The following is a 16,679-nucleotide window of genomic DNA, read 5'->3' as shown; positions in this document are numbered from 1 at the left end:
GAGATTAACGAGAATCTTGATCTACGACGCAACCTTGGTTTGCAGTGCAAAGAGCGGGCGCAACCATATTCCGACGATGTTTCCCGGAATGGCCGCTGCGATCCAGACCCAGCCATGCACGCTTCCCGATGCGACTCCTGAAAAGAAGGCACTGATATTGCAGCCAAATGCCATGCGCGCGCCATAGCCAAGCAGCAATCCTCCGATCACGGCCGCAAGCAGGGGCCGCAGCCCGACGCGCCAGTCAGGGGCAAATCGTCCGGCCAGACCTGCGGCCAGAAAAGCGCCCAGAACCAGACCGACGTTCATCAGATGTGTCGCATCCTGTGCCAAGGATCGGTGCAACAGATCAATGCGCGTCGGGTCTTCCCAATAGATCCAGAAAACCGGATCAGCCCAGCCGACTGATTCCGCGAACCGCGACCCCCAGGTTGCAAACGCCTGTGTAATGCCCCAAGGCCTTCCAGCGATCAGCAATGTCGCGAAGTTGAGGAGCGCCAGCGCCAGCGCGGCCCATGCCAATGGCCACGGACCCGACAGGAAAGACGCCTTTGGCCTGCGGAACAATGGCTCTACCTGTCCGGTGCGGCGCTTTTCTCGCTGTGTCAACAGCCACGCAATCCCGGCAAGAACCGCAAGGTTCAATGCCAGTGCAGGCCACAATCCCAACGTCCCGGGCAATGATATCGGGGGTAGCGCCGGCAGCGTTTCCCAGCGTTCGATATCCCATGCGCCCAGTGTCATGCCGGTCACGAAAAACACCAGTGTAATGACAGAGCGTGTGTCACCGCCGCCGGTTGTGTACAAAGTCCCCGATGCGCATCCGCCGCCCAACTGCATCCCGATGCCGAACAGGAAGGCGCCGATCACGACCTCCCAGCCAGCAGGAAAGACGAAACCGCGGACCGGCTGGCCAAAGACGCTGCCGGCCGCCAAGGCCGGAAAAAACAGCAGCACGGCTACTGCCAGCATCAACATTTGCGCCCGGACCGCGCCGCTGCGTCCCGAAACGATGCAGGTCCGATAGGCTCCCGTGAAACCGAAAGCCGCATGATAAAGCGCGAACCCCAGGCCTGCACCCACCAGCCACAAGGCCGCCAGCCGCCCTGATCCGTTCACGACCACATACACCGCACCGATCAGCAGCGCCGCAACGGCAAGCATGAAGACCGGACGCTGTGCGCCATGTGAAAGAAAAAGTCCCGTGGTGCGGTCCTGCATCCTGCTATTTCCCTGTTTTGCAATGCGACTTTGATATCGGCTGGGCCCCGACCCATCAAGAACGAAAGGACCCTGCGCCAGCATAAGCGCCGTGTGTTGACGACGCTGTCTAGACCTGCGGGGCGTGCCGCAATATGGAAAGGAGGTACAGAGTTCTGACACCGTCAGGAAAGGCGTGATTGCGATGAAGATTGCCATGATCGGCACAGGATATGTCGGGCTGGTGTCGGGGGTCTGCCTTGCGGAGTTCGGGCATGAGGTGGTTTGCATCGACAAGGACGAAGCCAAGCTTGCGCTGTTGCGCGACGGCAAGACGCCGATTTTCGAACCGGGACTCGATGCCTTGCTGGCTGGGAACATGGCAGCGGGTCGTCTGACCTTTCGTAGTGATCTTCACGCCGCGATCAGCGGAGCGCAGGCGGTTTTCATCGCCGTCGGCACGCCAAGCAGGCGCGGCGATGGCCATGCGGACCTTAGTTATGTGTTCGCCGCGGTTCAGGAGCTTGCCCTCGCGCTGACAGATCATGTCGTCATCGTCACCAAATCCACTGTGCCTGTCGGCACCAGCCGCAAGGTGGCAGATCTGATCAAGGGCGTTAATCCGACGCTGGATTTCGACGTGGTCTCGAACCCTGAATTCCTGCGCGAAGGTGCAGCGATTGACGATTTCATGCATCCGGACCGCGTTGTGGTCGGCACGCAGTCGGACCGCGCCACCGCGATCATGCAAGCCATCTACAAGCCGCTGACCGACCGGGGCTATCCTGTGCTGGTTGCCGATCTTGAAACCGCCGAGATGGTGAAATACGCCGCCAACGCCTTTCTTGCGACCAAGGTGACGTTCATCAATGAAATGGCGCTGTTGTGTGAAAGAACAGGGGCCGATGTCAGGGCCGTCGCCAATGGCATGGGCTTTGATCAACGCATCGGGCCGAAATTCCTGCAAGCCGGGCCCGGCTATGGCGGGTCGTGTTTTCCCAAGGATACGCGCGCGCTGGCGCGGATCGGGCAGGACCATGCCTCGCCTTTGCAGATCGTGGAAACGGTCATCAAGGTGAATGAAGAGGTCAAGCGCGTGATGATCGACAAGATCATTGATCTTTGCGACGGCCATCTGCGCAAAAAGTCGATTGCGGTGTTGGGGCTGACCTTCAAGCCCGGCACCGATGACATGCGCGACGCGCCTTCATTGACCATTGTGCCCGCGCTTGTCGGCCAGGGTGCCGATGTGCGCGTGGTGGACCCGCAGGGTTTCCGCGAAGCAGAGCAAGTGTTGCCGGGGGTCACATGGCATGATGATGCGTATTCTGCCGTGCAGGACGCGCATCTGGTCGTGATCCTGACGGAATGGGACGATTTCCGAACGCTCGATTTGCGCCGACTGGCGGGGAGTATGGCGGAACCGCGCATGGCTGACCTGCGCAACGTCTATGGCTGTGACGACGCGCTGGGCGCAGGCTTTGCTTATTACACCGGCGTCGGACGCAAGAGCGTGATGCCGCCTGCCTAGGTCCGCGCCTTTTCAAACGCGGCCCATGCGGTTTCGAACGTCGCAAAGTCAAAGCCGGGGCTGCGTGCGGGGTCAAGGATCAACCGTTCTGTCTGTTGCAGTGTTGCTATCGCTGTGGCCAGTGACGGGATCACGTCACGCGGGACGACCAGCGCGCCATGCCTGTCAGCATGAACCAGATCGCCCTGACAGACCTTCATCCCGAAAATACGGACAGGTTCGTTGATCGACACGACATGCACGAAACCGTGGCTGGGGCCGATACTGCCTGCAATAACCGGAAACCCGGATGGCAGATCGCCCAGATCGCGGACGACACCGTTGGTCAACGCGCCCGACAGCCCGAAACCCTTGTGGATCGACGTGTTGATTTCGCCCCAATAGGCGCCGATACATCCGGGAAAATCCATGTCCTCGACCACAGCGACCGAAGGTTTCTGGGCGTCATGCATCGCGCGGTAATAGTCCATGCGCCGGGTGCGGATCACCGACGGGGGTTCTGTTGGTGGGGCAAGTGCGGAGATCTGCGCCGTCACGGCATAGCCGACAACGGCGCGCCCCGGTTCCGTACAGATCATCGTCCCGCGCGTGAAGGCGTCGAACCCCCGCCGCCCCTGAACGGTTTCGATGGCGTTGCACACGGTCGGTGTGTCGACGGCATGCAACAGGGTCAAAAGCTCCTTGTCCATTCAAGTCTCCAGCCAGCGCCGCAGGGCAGCGGCGGTTGCAACGGGTTGCTCCAGCGGCGGCACATGGCCTGCGCCGTCGATGATGACCAGATCGGATTGCGGCATCAGCGCATGCATCAGATCGTGCCGGTCGCGTGGGCAGAGCCGGTCTTGCGCGCCGGTCAACACCAAGGCAGGGCCGGTAAAGCCGCGGAGCGCGTCTTGCTGATCAGGGCGGTCCCGCAACGCGATGGACTGGTCACGAAACACCTGCGGGCCTGCATCGAGCGCCATGTCGAGGCAAAGCGCTTCGATCGCGGGGTCGGGTGCTGCTAGGTAATGAGGGATCATGTCGTCGCGCAGCACGCCTGCCAAATCGCCACGCGCGGCGCGATCAATCTGTGGCTGACGACGGGCCTGCACCTGCGGCGTTTCGGCCCGTGGATTGGTGTCCAGCAAGGCCAGCCGCAGCACGCGTTCGGGGGCCAATGCCGCCATCGCCATGGCGACGATCCCGCCCATCGACAATCCGGCCAGCGCAAAGCGATCGGGCAGATCGCGCAGCAACAATGCCGCCAGATCGGCGATCGTATCCGCGCCGACCGGGCATGCGTGATGCACCGGCACCGCCAGGCCATCGGGCACAGCGCCCCACATGCGGGCGTCGCACATCATGCCGGGGATCAGGACCAGCGGGGTCATCACGCGGCCTTGGTTGGACCGGCCGGATCATCTGTCGCGATGACACGGTAAAGGCTCGCTTCACCTGCCATCGACGGCGCCAGGCGATGGGCCAGTCCCGGCGGGATCGCAGCCGTATCGCCGGGGTTCAGCACCGTCGTGCCGCCTGCCCATGTCAGCCGCCAATGCCCGCGCATCGGCATCAGCACCTCGTGGCGGTCAAGCATGTAATCGGCATCCGGCAGCGACCCGCGCGTCAGCAGCTCCACCTCGAAACCTGGACGGTCCCGCAGGCGGGCATCGGCGCCGATGACCTTGGCGGGCTGCCTGTCGGCAAGCGCCACAAGATCCCAATAGCGCGCAACATGGCGCGGGACGACATCCGCCGTCGTCGGTTCGGGGAAACGGGCCAGCTCGGCTGCATCCAGCAGCGGCATGGGCGTCATCCCGTCGGGCAGTGTTTCGCCTTTCTTGCTGTCGTAAAGCCGACCGTTGCGTCCCAGCACCAGCCCATGCGCGCTTGCGTCCTCGATCACCTGGGGTGCCCAGATCACGCCGCCGCCGGCATCGTCGCCGCCAAGGATCGCCATGATCATGCCATAGTCGGTGCCGATATTCTCGAATCCGCGAAAGATGCCGGTCGGGATGTTGAAGATGTCGCCTTCTTCCACAACGACTTCGCCCGCCGTGCCCCAACGTCCCCAGAAAAACCGCCAGCGGCCTTTGAGAACAAAGAAAACCTCGGCGGTGCGATGACTGTGCAGCGAGTTGCGGCATTTGGGCGGCTGTCCGGCAGCGCCAATGTTGAAACCCGGTGTTTCCGTCAGATGCACATGCTGATCGGGGCTTTCCGACACGCCGCCACCGATGATGGTGAAATTCTCCTTCTGGTCGCTGCCTGGCGTGTGAGCGTCGATAAAGGCGGTCTTGCATGGGCGCAGATCGCCATAACGCACAATCCGCGCGTCCATTTCCTGGGGGGTCATATGTCACCTGTGTGAAGCAGAATCTGTTGCCAGATCGCGATTTCATCGAAAAGCACGTATTCGCGGCGGATGCTCGAACCTTCCTTGCCGAAGGGTCCGTAATCGGCGTGCGCGATCCCCATGACATGGACCGGCGCGCCGGTGGGTGCGCCGAACATGCCCCATCCGTCATGCATGCCGTCCAGCGACCAGCGCACCGCGGCGCGAGGTGGCATCAACGGGTCTTCGCGCCCGATCACATGATGCAGCTTGAATTCCGCCGATGGAAAAGCGGCGCGCAGTCCCAGCCACGCATCGCCCACCGCGCGATGCCCCGTCAGGCTGCGCGCGCCTGCATGTTCCGCGATCACCGCGCGGTCATAGGCCGTCGTGACATGGGCGAAATCCGCCCGCATCAGGCGCCCGAGCGTGTCGGCATAGCGGGCACCCCATGGATCATCGTTGCCGTGCCCCGTATAGGGCCCCGCGATGTCGCCGGCGGGCGTGAACGGCGGGTTTGCGCCCGCCCGCGCGATCAGTCCACGTGCGAAACCGCGCGGCTCCTGGCCCAGCTGCCGCACCAGCCCGCCATTGTCGCGCACCAGCCATTCGTCATCGATGACGTGGTTTCTTGCCGCACAATCGGCGATGACCCGGATCTGGAACCGTCGTCCGGTGGCGGGGCCGAAGTACCCGTCGCCCGTATGCGTCCCGGTCGAGATGATCCGGTGCGACGACAGATAGCCTGTCTGCGCGCTGCCGGACCAGATCACATCCTCGGCCAGCAATTCGCGGTCGGGAAATTCCTGCAATGTCGCCATCGTCGCCGCGATCACGCCCGCGTTGCCGCGCGCCACGCCCATCGGCGTCCGCACCGGAATGTCGGCGCTGTAATGATCGTGAAGGGTCGCGATGCCGCGTCCTTCCCAGATTTCCTGCGTGATTCCGATGATGTAGTCAGGAAAATCGCGCCAGCGGTTGCTTGTCTGTGTCACGTCGCTTGTCCTTGTGGGAGTCTTGCCGACCCACGCACCATCAGCGGTGCGCCGATCTCGATCTTCTGGGCCGGGCGGTCCGGGTCGGCGATCTGGGCCAGCAACGTGTCCACGGTTGCCTCGACCATCCGGTTCATCGGTTGTCGGACGGTCGTAAGGTCATAGGCGGGCCAGGCCGAGATCGGCACGTCGTCATAGCCGACGACCGAGATATCCTGCGGCACGCGCAGGCCGTTCTGACGCAGCGTGTCGATTACAACGAAAGCCATATGGTCGTTGCCCACGAAGATCGCATCCGGCACGACGGCCGACCGCAGCAGCGTCTCGGTCGCGGCAAGGGCGGAGGCGCGGTCATACATGCCGTCGATGATCATCAGGGGTGCCGCGTCCAGCGCTGCCAACCCTTCCTCGAACCCTTGCTGGCGTTCGCGTCCCGTCAACGACCCTTGCCAGCCGCTGATATGCGCGATTTGTTTGTGCCCGCCCTGATGCAGGAACGCGGCCACCTTGCGCCCGCCTTCGACATTCGCCGATGTGACCGATGACAACCCGGACCCGGGCTGGCCACGGTTGAACAGGACGACCGGAATGCCCGCATCTGCGCAGCGGCGGGTCATGTCGTTGGTGATGGCGACCGAGGCCGTGATGATCCCGTCCACGCGGTAGGCCAGCAGGTCGGTCACGACTTTTTCGATCTCGCCTTCTGAATTTGACGCCATGAACAGCAACACGTGGTAGCCTTCGGCCTGCAACGCATGGCTCAGGCGTTCAATGGCAAGCGGATAGAACTGGTTGTCCAGATAGGCGACGACGAGACCGATGATGCGGCTTTTGCCGGTAATCATCGCGCGGGCCAGCGGATTGGGGCTATAGCCCAGCTCGGCCGCAGCGCGCCGTACCTTTTCAGTCATGTCGGCCGATACGCTTGCCCCTGGCGTGAAAACGCGGCTGACGGCGGATTGACTGACCCCCGCACGGCGCGCGACATCGACCGAGGTGACCTTTTGCGCGTTCCTCATTCCGCCGTCCATCCGCCATCGATCCGCAAGGCGGTGCCGGTGACAAGCGCGCTTGCCTCAGAGGCCAGATAGACGACGGCGCCCATGATGTCCTCGACCTCGCCCGGCCGTCCCAGCTTGATCTTGTCGGTGATCCATGCGCGGCGGACGGGGTCGGCGAATGTCGCCTGCGTCAGCGGTGTCAGAATGAAGGTCGGGCAGATCGTGTTGACACGAATCCCCGCCGCGCCCCATTCGATCGCCATGGATTTGGTCATGCCTTCCAGCGCGTGTTTCGTCGCGGCATAGACTGCGCGGTCCGGGCCGCCGACATGGCCCATCTGGCTGGAAATCTGGATGATCGACCCGGTCTTGCCCGCCTGGACCAACCCCCGTGCGACGGACTGGGCCGCAAAATAAGCGGCCTTGATGTTGACCGTTGCGACAGCGTCGAAATCATCCTCTGTCGTGTCGAGCGCGGGGGTATGACGGGCCATGCCCGCTGCATTCACCAAAACGTCGAATGGTCCTTCTTGCGCGATCATCGCCTGCAGTCCGGAAATGTCGGTGATGTCATGTGCGATGGCGCGCGCCTTGCCGTCGGCCTTCACGATATCGGCACAGGTGGCGGTCAGGCGGTCAGCGCTCCGGGCGATCATCACGACCTCTGCCCCGGCTTGTGCGAGGGCCACCGCAGCCCCAAAGCCGATTCCCGATGATGCGCCCGTCACAAGCGCAACCTTGCCATCCAACCTAAAAGAGGGAGTGCGCGGCAGGTCGGTCATGTGCCCGCCAATAACGGTGGCTCAGCGCGGCCTTCGTCGAAAGCCTCCCAGCCTTGGCCGCCGAAAACGTCCTGGCCCAGTTGGAAAAGGACGTCGGCAAGATCGACAAAGACAGGATTGTCGGCGATGCGCCCGTCTTCGATCCGCCAGAAGTCCATATAGGGGATACGGACGCGCTGTCCGGTCGCCGCGATTCCCATGAACGTGCCGGAATGCGTCGCCTCGATATGTCCGAAACAGGCCGCCCAATCCCCGTCGGCGATCATCTTTTCGGTCAGGTAAGTCCGGTCGCTGAACGCCGCGCGCAACGGGCGCTGCCAGTTCCGGCGGAATTCATCGACCCCGCGCTTGGTCCCTGACCCACGGTTTCCGCGCCACAGGAAACCCGGCGTGAAATAAGGTGACATGTCGGTTTCACCACGGCCCAGCGCGTCTTCCATCCGCTGGACCGCCGCGAGCGATGCGCGGCTTTGCGCCCTGTGGTCTTCTGCCTCGCTCACTCTGCGGCCACCCCGTATGGCACGTTGCGTCCGCCATAGCGACGGACACGGATGTTGCATTGCTCGGCATGGCCGACAAAGCCTTCGAGCATGCAAAGCCTGCTGCCATGTTCGCCGATCATCGCTGCAGCGGCGTCGGTCGTCACCCGCTGATAGCTGTGTGTCTTGAGAAACTTGCCGACCCAAAGCCCGCCTGTATACCGCCCCGCCTTGCGCGTGGGCAGCGTATGGTTGGTGCCGATCACCTTGTCGCCATTTGCGACATTCGTGCGGGGTCCAAGAAACAGGGCGCCATAGCTGTGCATCTTTTCGAGATACCAATCGTCACGGTCTGTCATCACCTGCACATGTTCGTAGGCCATGTCATTGGCGACGGCCAGCATTTCGTCATGCGTATCACACAGGATCACCTCGCCATAGTCGCGCCAACTGACAGCGGCGGTGTCGCGTGTCGGCAGGATATTCAGCAGGCGGTCGATTTCGATCAGGGTCCATTCGGCCAGCTTGCGTGATGTCGTGATCAGGCAGGCCGGACTGTTATAGCCATGCTCTGCCTGCCCCAGCAGGTCGGTGGCGCAAAGCTCTGCATCGACGGTGTCGTCGACGATCAGCATCGTTTCGGTCGGGCCGGCAAACAGATCGATCCCGACCCTGCCGAAAAGCTGGCGCTTGGCTTCGGCAACAAAGGCGTTCCCCGGCCCGACGAGCATATGGACAGGGTCGATTGTCGGTGTGCCGATTGCCATGGCACCCACCGCCTGCATGCCTCCGAGCAGGTAAATCTCATGCGCGCCACCCAGATGCATGGCGGCAACGATGGCAGGATGCGGCGCGCCGTTGACGGGGGGTGCCGATGCCACGATGCGCGGCACGCCCGCGACCTGCGCGGTCAACACCGACATATGCGCGCTGGCGACCATGGGAAACTTGCCGCCGGGCACATAGCAGCCAACAGACTGCACCGGGATGTTCTTGTGGCCAAGGATCACGCCGGGCAGCGTTTCGACCTCGATGTCGCGCAAGGAGGCGCGTTGTTCCTGCGCGAACCGGCGGATCTGGGTCTGCGCAAAGCGGATGTCCTCCATGTCGCGCGGCGCGACCTGCTGGATCGCCGCTTCGACCTCGGACGGGGTCAGGCGAAATGACGGGCGGCTGACACGGTCGAATTTCAGGCTTAGATCGGCGATGGCGGCATCGCCGCGCGTCTCGATATCCGTCAGCGTCTGTTCCACTGTGCGTCGCACAACGGCGTCATCTTCGGCGCGTTCTGCTTCCGGCTTGGCGGTTTTCAGGTAAGTGACTGTCATTCTGTGGTTCTTTCGCGGGATGCTATCAATGCGACGGGCTGGAATGTCCGATCCGCAGGCCGCTTGCCGCGTCGAAAAGATGCACGGCCGACAGCGGGATCTGTGCTGCGAAATCCGCACCTATCGCGGCACGGAAATCCTTGCTGCACTTGATCGAGACGATCGCACCGCCCGCGCGGACCGTCGCCATGGTCGCGTCGCCCAAAAGTTCCAGCGAATAGACCTGTCCGTTGATCTGGCCGCCGGTGGGCACCATCTGCGCATCCTCGGCCCGAAAACCAAGCGTGACAGGCCCATCGGGTGCCGCAATGCCAGCAATCGTGACGTTCTCGCCGGTAAAGACGCCGTCGTCGATGCGGCCTTCCATCAGGTTCATCGCGGGTGTGCCGATAAAGCTGGCAACAAAGGTATTCGCGGGCCAGTCGTAGATATCCGTGGGCGTACCGACCTGCTGGACGACACCTGCGTTCATGACGACCACGCGGTCGGCAAGCGTCATCGCCTCGATCTGGTCGTGGGTGACGTAGATCGTGGTCACACCAAGTTCATGGCTCAGGTGCTTGATCTGCGCGCGCGTCGACACGCGCAGCTTGGCATCCAGATTGGACAGCGGTTCATCCATCAAGAACAGGTTGGGTTCGCGCACGATCGCCCTGGCGAGCGCGACCCGCTGCCGCTGCCCGCCTGACAGTTCCGCCGGGCGACGTTTGAGGAACGGCACAAGTTCCACCATCTCGGCGGCGCGCATCACCTTGGCATCGTGGTCGGCAGCAGGCACGCCGCGCACCTTCAGCGGAAAGCGGATGTTGTCGTAGACATTCATGTTCGGATAAAGCGCGTAAGACTGGAACACCATCGCGATGTCGCGGTCCTTGGGGTCAAGATCGTTGACGCGGCGTCCGTCGATCAAAACCTCGCCTTCCGAGATATCCTCGAGTCCTGCGATCATGCGCATCGTCGTCGTCTTGCCGCAGCCTGACGGACCCAGCAGCACCAGAAACTCCCGATCCGCGATCGTCAGGTCGAACTTATGGACCCCGACGAAGGTGCCCCACCGTTTGGAGATATCGCGCAGTTCGATCTGGGCCATCGCATCCCTCCCGGTTGAGTCGGTGAAGTGAATATGTATGCAACATACGATGGCAGTCATTATCGCGCCATACAAGATTAAAATATGGGCGTCATGTGAACGTTCTTGCCAATAAAAGTTGTTTTTTTTGCTGCGATTATGTGATCGAATGAATTCGTATGCAGCAGCGAATCTCGGTCATTTGCCTGTTTGCAACCAATCCCGCCGCAGCGGGTAACAGGGAGAAAACAATGACCAAAGCTTTCAGAACGACGATTTGTGCCTCCGTTCTCGCTGTCGGCGGGGCGGGCGCGGCATTGGCCGATTGCGGGACAGGCAATGTGTCGATCCTCGGCAACGACTTTCCGGCTCTGCAAGCCGTTGTCGCAGGTGCAAGTGCCTGTGAGGGTCCGAACGTGACCGCCAACCTGACCAGCGACCACCGGGACCTTCAGGTGGCCGCGCTGACCGCCAATCCGTCGCAATACAGTGTTGCAGTCGTTGCAAACGGGTCGATCGTCCCGCTTTTGAACGAGGGTCTGATCCGGCCGCTGGATGATCTTGTCGCGGAACATGGCGCAAGCCTTGATCCGACCCAGCTGGTCCGTATCGAGGGGCAGATCATGGCCGTGGCCTTCATGGCGAACGCCCAGCACATGTTCTATCGGTCCGACATTCTTGAACAGGCCGGTGTCGATGCGCCCCAGACGACAGCCGATGTGCTGGCCGCCGCAGAGGCGATCCGGTCACAGGGTATCATGGAATATCCCGTCGCCATCGTGTCCGGCGCGGGCTGGGATCTGGCGCAGGAATTCGTGAACCTTTACCTGGGTCATGGCCGTGCTTTCTTCGAACCCGGATCAGCGGCACCTGCCATCAACAACGACGCGGGTATCGCTACGCTCGAGACGCTGAAGGCGCTGACATCCTATTCCAATCCCGACTACCTGACCTTCGGATCGAACTCCGTACAGGCGCTTTGGGAAGCGGGCGAGGTGGGTATCATGATGCTGTGGGGATCGCGCGGTGCGGGTATCCTCGCAGGCGAGAATTCGACCCCCGAGATTGTCGAATCCACCGTGCTGGCTGCAGCGCCCTATGTCGAAGGGCAGACGCGCCCTGCAACGACATTGTGGTGGGACGGTTTCACCATTGCCGCGAATACGTCTGACGAGGATGCCGAGGCCAGTTTCCTCGCCATGCTCAACGGCCTCACCCCGGAACGTATCGCAGCGAATTCCGCGCTGGCCGTGTGGCTGGCTGATGGCTATGAACCCACCCCGGCATCGGCCGGTGTGGTGGCCAGTGCTCAGGCCGGCGCGGCGCCTTATCCGATGCAACCCTACATGGGGCTGATGCATACGGCGCTGGGTGAAAATCTTGCGGCCTACCTGCAAGGCTCTGCAAGCGCGCAAGAAACTCTTGAAACCATCGAAGCGGCCTATGAAACCGCTGCACGCACACAGGGCTTTCTGAACTGATCCTGCGCGCCGGGCGGTCAAGATCGCCCGCCCGGCACCTTTTCAGCCGCAGGAGCATGATTGATGAAACACCGCACATTCTTTTGGTTCATCCTGCCGTCGCTGTCGGCGATGATCCTCTTCATCGCCTTGCCGGTGGGGTCGGTGTTCATCCAGTCGCTGCACGTCGAACACGAACAGGTGCTGCGTGTGGTCGAAAACTGCGGCCCGTTCGGCTGTGCCGAAGAAACCATCGTCGATCGCGAAGCCACGGCAGAGTTACGCGAAAACCAGCCTCTGGGGCGATTTGCCGGTGTCAGCAACTATCTTGACCGCAACCATCTTGCTGTGGCCGAATTGCGCAGCATGTGGGAGCGGTCAGATAGCTTTGCCGATTTTGCACGCCGCGCGATGACCCTGCCATTCTGGCGCGCGCTGGCTTTCACGCTGACCTTCACTTTTGTCGTGACGCCGCTGGTGATCGTGCTGGGTCTGGCGATCGCGCTGGGCGTCAATTCCCTTCCGCGCCTGTTTCGGGGGCCGACGATCTTTGTCTCGCTCCTGCCCATGATCGTGACGCCATTGATCGGGTCGCTGATCCTGTTCTGGATGGTCGACAGTCGCGGCGTGCTGGGGTCGAGCCTGCAAATTCTGATGGGTGATCCTGACCTGTCTCTCAAGGCGTCGCCGGTGCTGACGTGGATCATGCTGATGGTCTACGGCGTGTGGTCATCGGCACCTTTCGCGTTCATCGTCTTTTACGCGGGTCTGCAAACTGTCCCCGAAGAACCCATGGAAGCCGCGATGATCGATGGTGCAAGCCGCTGGCAGCGCGTCCGCTATGTTGTCATTCCGCATCTGATGCCGCTGGCCGTCTTTATCACGTTGATGCAGCTGATGGACAATTTCCGGGTTTTCGAACCGATCGTCGGCTTTCAGGCGCAGGCCAATGCTACGTCACTCAGCTACAATATCTACAACTATCTGCGTGGTGATGCGGCACAGTTCGGCGCGGCAGCGACGACGTCGATGCTGACGATCTTTGGTATCGTGGTGCTGCTGACGCCGGTGCTGATCCGCACATGGCGCGATTTCAACCGCAAAAGGACCTGATCCATGGCCGCAGCACAAAGACGTTCGCCTTTGCTTGTCGGCATCTCGACGGCGCTGGTCCTGCTATGGGTCGTGGTCGCGGCGTTTCCATTCCTCTGGACGCTCTGGGGGTCGTTCAAGGTGCAGGCTGATTTCTTCAGCCTCGCAGATTGGCGCAACGCATGGACGGGGACGTTCACCACCGAGCAAACCGGTGCGGCATTTACCGGCCAGGGGTATGAAGGCGCATGGATACAAGAGGAATTCTGGCGGGCGGCATTGAACACAATGATCGTGGTCGTCAGTGTCGTGGTCATTTCACTGACCTTGGGAACGCTGGGCGGTTACGCGCTCGCGCGGTCGGGGTTCCGCTATACGTTCTGGCTCTTGATGATTGCGCTGGTGTTTCGGGCCATGCCACATATCACGCTGGTGTCGGGGTATCTGCTGCCGTTCTTCGAATGGAACGTCTGGGGGCATCTGCCGACGGCGATCATCGTGTTGGTGGCCATCAACCAGCCGTTCACGCTCTGGATGTTGCATTCCTTCTTTCTCAACATTCCCAAAGACCTGGACGAAAGCGCGATGGTCGATGGCTGCACCCGGTTTCAGGCATTCCGGCATGTGATCGTGCCTGTGATGTGGCCGGGCGTCATCACGACAGGGCTGTTCAGCTTTCTGTTGGCCTACAACGATTTTGCGGTCACGGCGATGCTGCTGTCCCAGCAAAACCAGACGATGATCCCGAAGATCGCGTCGTTCCTTGGATCGACGCAACAGGAAGGCAATGTCATGTTCGCGGTCGCAGCGGTCGTGTCGGCGACTGCACCCTTGTTCGTGCTCATCCTGTTCTTTCAGCGTCAGATCGTGTCGGGGCTGACGTCGGGCGCAGTCAAAGGATAAGACAAACATGACTTTCGGGACCGAAAAGGCCGTTGTACGGGCCCATCACGCCAGCCAATCTGCCGCGACCGTCGATACGATCGGCGCGGCACTGGCACAGCACACCGCGCCGGACTGGCATTGGCGCGGAATGCATCCGTTCCACGAGCAGACCGCGGCAGAGGCTGTGGCGCAGACGTTCTGGCAACCGTTCCTGCGGGCCATGGCCCATGTGCAGCGGCGTGAGGACGTCTTCTTTGCCGGGCGCAACCAGATCGACGATTTCACCTCGGTCTGGGTCGTGTCGATGGGGCATTTGATGGCACTGTTCGACGCGCCGTTTCTGGGCATCCAGCCAACCCGGCGGATCGTCATGCTACGCTATGCCGAGTTTCACCGTGTCCAAGACGGGCGGATTGTCGAAACCGCGTTTTTCTGCGATCTGCTGCATCTGCTGCGGCAGGCCGGGCATACGGTCTTTCCGAACCAGACCGCCGCGCATCTGGTGCAGCCCGGCCCGATGACGCATGACGGTTTGCTCTATGCCGACCAGCCCGTTTCCGAGGGGGCGCAGACGCTCGACCTGATCTGCCGGATGATCGGCGCGATCAACGCAAGCAAGACCTATCCGTCCCCCGAGGCCGAGATGGCCGAATGCTGGCACGACGACATGCTCTGGTGGGGACCTGAGGGGATCGGCGCGACCTATACGATCGCGCGTTATATCGAACAGCATCAGCGCCCGTTTCGCACTCTGCTGAAGGACAGGGCCTTCAACGGGCACGTCGCCCGTCTGGCCGAAGGCACTCTGGGCGGCTTTTTCGGGTGGCCCAATCTGTCGCTGACGCCCACGGGTGGGTTTATGGGCCTGCCTGCGGGGCCAAGGGCGGATATGCGCGTGGTCGATATCTATCGGCGCGATGGCGACAAACTGGCCGAGAACTGGATTTTCATCGACATGCTGCATTTCCTCAAGATGCAGGGGATCGACGTATTGGCCGGCATTTCCGGTTAGGGCACATCAAAATCGGGCATCACGTCAAGAATATCAAGTATCGGCGTACCATCCGCCTTGCGCGGACCGCGCCCTTCGATCAGCAGCCAGGCGTAGCCATGCACGATGGTCCAGAGCATCATCTCGGTGCGCAGGTTTTCCATCTCCGGGCCAAAGCCCGGCGCCGGGCGCGGCCACTCAAGACCGGCCGCGACGCTGCGCAAGACGCCATAGCTCTGCGCACCTGCGGCCGCGAGATCGGGATCGGCCTGATCCCGAAGTTTTGGTGAAAACATCAGCCGAAACAACGCCGGGTTCTGTTGGGCAAACCGGACGTAGCCTGCGGCAGCCGCGCGCATCCGGTCCCTTCCGGGGGGTAAACCTTCGACGCCGCGCTGCATTTCGGCCGCGTGCCGCCGGAAGCCTTCGGTCGCAATTGCGGCGAGAAGCCCGTCGAAGCTGTCAAAGTGATTCTTCGGTGCGGTGTGGCTGACGCCGACGCGCGCGGCAATCGCCCGCAATGACAGGTTTTCAAGTCCGTCCTGTTCCAGAATATCAAGTCCTGCTTTGATCAAGGCCGGCTTCAGGTCGCCGTAATGGTAACTTTTCTTTTGATTTTTCACTAGAACCCACCCCCTTCATCTTACCAGCGTAAATTTTACCTGTTGACTATTCAAGTGCCAGCATTCAGGAGTAAAATAGACACTGGAAATATACAGCGGAGATATTGGCGATGACAGCCGAATACTTGTTCTCTCAGGCCAGCAGCGCCGCCATGCTTGGATGGGCCTTGTTGATCCTTGGTCCCCGGCGATTTGGCTGGTTCAGCGCCATTCCGCTCTGGATCATCCCATCGGCCTTGTCGGCGATCTATGCGGCGTTGGTCTTCAGCCGGTTTTCCGGCACGGGCGGCGGCTTTGACAGCCTTGAGTCAGTCGCGCTGCTGATGGCGGATGACTGGGTTCTGTTGGCGGGCTGGGTCCATTTTCTTGCCTTTGATCTGTTCGTGGGTGCGATCATGGCCGCACGGATGGATCGCGCGGCAGTGGGGCGTCTGGTACAGGCACCGATCCTTGGGGCCATCTTCATGCTCGGGCCGCTTGGCTTTTTGATCGCTGCGCTGACTGAACTCGGGCTGCGCATTTTTACTCAAAAGCCGCCATTTTTCTTGATGAAAGGACAGCACCATGTCTTGGACTGACATTGCACCCCGCACCGTTCCGTCGACCAAACCGACCCAATTCCAGACATTGACAGTGGTCGCCGTCGTCCTGAGGTGGTCCCCGAAAACTGGACAATGACGTAAGCTCGGATTTGCTGTCTGCTGATCTTCACCACGAAGGAGATCGAAGATGTCGAAACGAAAGCAGCATGCCCCTGAGTTCAAAGCGAAGGTGGCGCTGGAAGCGCTGAAAGGCGAGGCGACCGTGTCGGAGTTGGCGAGCCGGTTCGGCGTGCATCCAACAATGATCAACCAATGGAAACGTGCGCTGCTGGATGGCGCATCGGGCGTTTTTGAGCGCGGCAGCCGCAAAGCGCCGTTGATCGATGA

At 61.5% G+C, this 16,679-nt stretch carries 18 protein-coding genes; 7 read left to right on the top strand and 11 right to left on the bottom strand.

Annotated features, from left to right (window positions below):
• Positions 1–21 precede the first annotated feature (21 nt).
• Complete coding sequence (locus tag H147_RS0104785) at positions 22–1,221, bottom strand: YeeE/YedE family protein (protein WP_019954211.1); 1,200 nt, start codon at positions 1,219–1,221, stop codon at positions 22–24.
• 184 nt (positions 1,222–1,405) lie between these two features.
• Between H147_RS0104785 and H147_RS0104780 the strand changes: the two genes are divergently transcribed.
• Positions 1,406–2,731 (top strand): UDP-glucose dehydrogenase family protein, encoded by a 1,326-nt coding sequence (locus H147_RS0104780; protein ID WP_019954210.1) that lies wholly within the window; start codon positions 1,406–1,408, stop codon positions 2,729–2,731.
• On the opposite strand, the gene H147_RS0104775 is transcribed toward H147_RS0104780, so the two are convergent.
• From H147_RS0104775 to H147_RS0104735, 9 genes are read right to left on the bottom strand one after another with little or no spacing between them, the layout of a single operon-like run.
• Complete coding sequence (locus H147_RS0104775) at positions 2,728–3,420, bottom strand: RraA family protein (RefSeq protein WP_019954209.1); 693 nt, start codon at positions 3,418–3,420, stop codon at positions 2,728–2,730. The genes H147_RS0104780 and H147_RS0104775 overlap by 4 nt on opposite strands.
• Positions 3,421–4,101: an alpha/beta fold hydrolase gene (locus H147_RS0104770; protein ID WP_019954208.1), complete on the bottom strand. Its 681-nt coding sequence runs from the start codon at positions 4,099–4,101 to the stop codon at positions 3,421–3,423. It abuts the gene before it with no gap.
• On the bottom strand, positions 4,101–5,066 hold the full coding sequence (locus tag H147_RS0104765) for a cupin domain-containing protein (RefSeq protein WP_019954207.1): 966 nt from the start codon (positions 5,064–5,066) through the stop codon (positions 4,101–4,103). Before H147_RS0104765 ends, H147_RS0104770 begins: the two co-directional genes overlap by 1 nt.
• A complete protein-coding gene (locus tag H147_RS0104760) occupies positions 5,063–6,040 on the bottom strand; it encodes a nuclear transport factor 2 family protein (RefSeq protein WP_019954206.1) in 978 nt (325 codons plus the stop codon). Before H147_RS0104760 ends, H147_RS0104765 begins: the two co-directional genes overlap by 4 nt.
• Positions 6,037–7,059, bottom strand: coding sequence for a LacI family DNA-binding transcriptional regulator (locus tag H147_RS0104755; RefSeq protein ID WP_043699389.1), 1,023 nt, complete (start codon positions 7,057–7,059; stop codon positions 6,037–6,039). Before H147_RS0104755 ends, H147_RS0104760 begins: the two co-directional genes overlap by 4 nt.
• On the bottom strand, positions 7,056–7,823 hold the full coding sequence (locus tag H147_RS0104750) for an SDR family NAD(P)-dependent oxidoreductase (RefSeq protein ID WP_026352254.1): 768 nt from the start codon (positions 7,821–7,823) through the stop codon (positions 7,056–7,058). Before H147_RS0104750 ends, H147_RS0104755 begins: the two co-directional genes overlap by 4 nt.
• The gene (locus H147_RS0104745; protein ID WP_019954203.1) at positions 7,820–8,323 is read right to left on the bottom strand and encodes an ester cyclase; all 504 of its coding nucleotides are present in this window, start codon (positions 8,321–8,323) and stop codon (positions 7,820–7,822) included. The genes H147_RS0104750 and H147_RS0104745 overlap by 4 nt, the downstream gene beginning before the upstream one ends.
• A complete protein-coding gene (gene hisD / locus H147_RS0104740) occupies positions 8,320–9,630 on the bottom strand; it encodes a histidinol dehydrogenase (protein WP_019954202.1) in 1,311 nt (436 codons plus the stop codon). Before hisD ends, H147_RS0104745 begins: the two co-directional genes overlap by 4 nt.
• A 25-nt stretch (positions 9,631–9,655) precedes the next feature.
• A complete protein-coding gene (locus tag H147_RS0104735; RefSeq protein ID WP_019954201.1) occupies positions 9,656–10,720 on the bottom strand; it encodes an ABC transporter ATP-binding protein in 1,065 nt (354 codons plus the stop codon).
• A 230-nt stretch (positions 10,721–10,950) separates the two neighbouring features.
• On the opposite strand from H147_RS0104735, the gene H147_RS0104730 reads away from it, so the two are divergent.
• The 4 genes from H147_RS0104730 (at position 10,951) to H147_RS0104715 (ending at position 15,148) form a co-directional block, all read left to right on the top strand.
• On the top strand, positions 10,951–12,180 hold the full coding sequence (locus H147_RS0104730; protein WP_026352253.1) for an ABC transporter substrate-binding protein: 1,230 nt from the start codon (positions 10,951–10,953) through the stop codon (positions 12,178–12,180).
• Between the two features lie 63 nt (positions 12,181–12,243).
• Positions 12,244–13,272 (top strand): carbohydrate ABC transporter permease, encoded by a 1,029-nt coding sequence (locus tag H147_RS0104725; RefSeq protein WP_019954199.1) that lies wholly within the window; start codon positions 12,244–12,246, stop codon positions 13,270–13,272.
• A gap of 3 nt (positions 13,273–13,275) precedes the next feature.
• Positions 13,276–14,154 carry a carbohydrate ABC transporter permease gene (locus H147_RS0104720; RefSeq protein WP_019954198.1) on the top strand — a complete coding sequence of 293 codons (879 nt, stop codon included), beginning with the start codon at positions 13,276–13,278 and terminating at the stop codon, positions 14,152–14,154.
• Between the two features lie 7 nt (positions 14,155–14,161).
• On the top strand, positions 14,162–15,148 hold the full coding sequence (locus H147_RS0104715; RefSeq protein WP_019954197.1) for a nuclear transport factor 2 family protein: 987 nt from the start codon (positions 14,162–14,164) through the stop codon (positions 15,146–15,148).
• Here the strand turns inward: H147_RS0104715 and H147_RS0104710 are convergent.
• Positions 15,145–15,750: a TetR/AcrR family transcriptional regulator gene (locus tag H147_RS0104710; RefSeq protein WP_019954196.1), complete on the bottom strand. Its 606-nt coding sequence runs from the start codon at positions 15,748–15,750 to the stop codon at positions 15,145–15,147. The two genes, H147_RS0104715 and H147_RS0104710, sit on opposite strands and share 4 nt — an antisense overlap.
• Before the next feature lie 110 nt (positions 15,751–15,860).
• Here H147_RS0104710 and H147_RS19340 point away from each other — a divergent pair, with 110 nt between their 5' ends.
• Together H147_RS19340 and H147_RS21315 are read left to right on the top strand one after the other, a co-directional pair.
• On the top strand, positions 15,861–16,328 hold the full coding sequence (locus tag H147_RS19340) for an abscisic acid-deficient protein Aba4 family protein (protein ID WP_019954195.1): 468 nt from the start codon (positions 15,861–15,863) through the stop codon (positions 16,326–16,328).
• A gap of 151 nt (positions 16,329–16,479) precedes the next feature.
• A partial coding sequence (locus tag H147_RS21315; protein WP_019954194.1) for a transposase occupies positions 16,480–16,679 on the top strand: 200 nt, incomplete at its 3' end.

The sequence above is a fragment of the Yoonia vestfoldensis DSM 16212 genome, assembly GCF_000382265.1.
In the GTDB taxonomy this organism is placed as follows: domain Bacteria; phylum Pseudomonadota; class Alphaproteobacteria; order Rhodobacterales; family Rhodobacteraceae; genus Yoonia; species Yoonia vestfoldensis.
Note: the sequence above shows the minus strand (reverse complement) of the source record. Positions and strands in the feature narration are given on the sequence as shown.

Excerpts from the sequence above, each read along its gene's own strand:
- H147_RS0104785 (WP_019954211.1), bottom strand. The coding sequence starts at position 1,221 with ATGCAGGACCGCACCACGGGACTTTTTCTTTCACATGGCGCACAGCGT.
- H147_RS0104780 (WP_019954210.1), top strand. The coding sequence starts at position 1,406 with ATGAAGATTGCCATGATCGGCACAGGATATGTCGGGCTGGTGTCGGGG.
- H147_RS0104775 (WP_019954209.1), bottom strand. The coding sequence starts at position 3,420 with ATGGACAAGGAGCTTTTGACCCTGTTGCATGCCGTCGACACACCGACC.
- H147_RS0104770 (WP_019954208.1), bottom strand. The coding sequence starts at position 4,101 with ATGACCCCGCTGGTCCTGATCCCCGGCATGATGTGCGACGCCCGCATG.
- H147_RS0104765 (WP_019954207.1), bottom strand. The coding sequence starts at position 5,066 with ATGACCCCCCAGGAAATGGACGCGCGGATTGTGCGTTATGGCGATCTG.
- H147_RS0104755 (WP_043699389.1), bottom strand. The coding sequence starts at position 7,059 with ATGAGGAACGCGCAAAAGGTCACCTCGGTCGATGTCGCGCGCCGTGCG.
- H147_RS0104750 (WP_026352254.1), bottom strand. The coding sequence starts at position 7,823 with ATGACCGACCTGCCGCGCACTCCCTCTTTTAGGTTGGATGGCAAGGTT.
- hisD (WP_019954202.1), bottom strand. The coding sequence starts at position 9,630 with ATGACAGTCACTTACCTGAAAACCGCCAAGCCGGAAGCAGAACGCGCC.
- H147_RS0104735 (WP_019954201.1), bottom strand. The coding sequence starts at position 10,720 with ATGGCCCAGATCGAACTGCGCGATATCTCCAAACGGTGGGGCACCTTC.
- H147_RS0104730 (WP_026352253.1), top strand. The coding sequence starts at position 10,951 with ATGACCAAAGCTTTCAGAACGACGATTTGTGCCTCCGTTCTCGCTGTC.
- H147_RS0104725 (WP_019954199.1), top strand. The coding sequence starts at position 12,244 with ATGAAACACCGCACATTCTTTTGGTTCATCCTGCCGTCGCTGTCGGCG.
- H147_RS0104720 (WP_019954198.1), top strand. The coding sequence starts at position 13,276 with ATGGCCGCAGCACAAAGACGTTCGCCTTTGCTTGTCGGCATCTCGACG.
- H147_RS0104715 (WP_019954197.1), top strand. The coding sequence starts at position 14,162 with ATGACTTTCGGGACCGAAAAGGCCGTTGTACGGGCCCATCACGCCAGC.
- H147_RS19340 (WP_019954195.1), top strand. The coding sequence starts at position 15,861 with ATGACAGCCGAATACTTGTTCTCTCAGGCCAGCAGCGCCGCCATGCTT.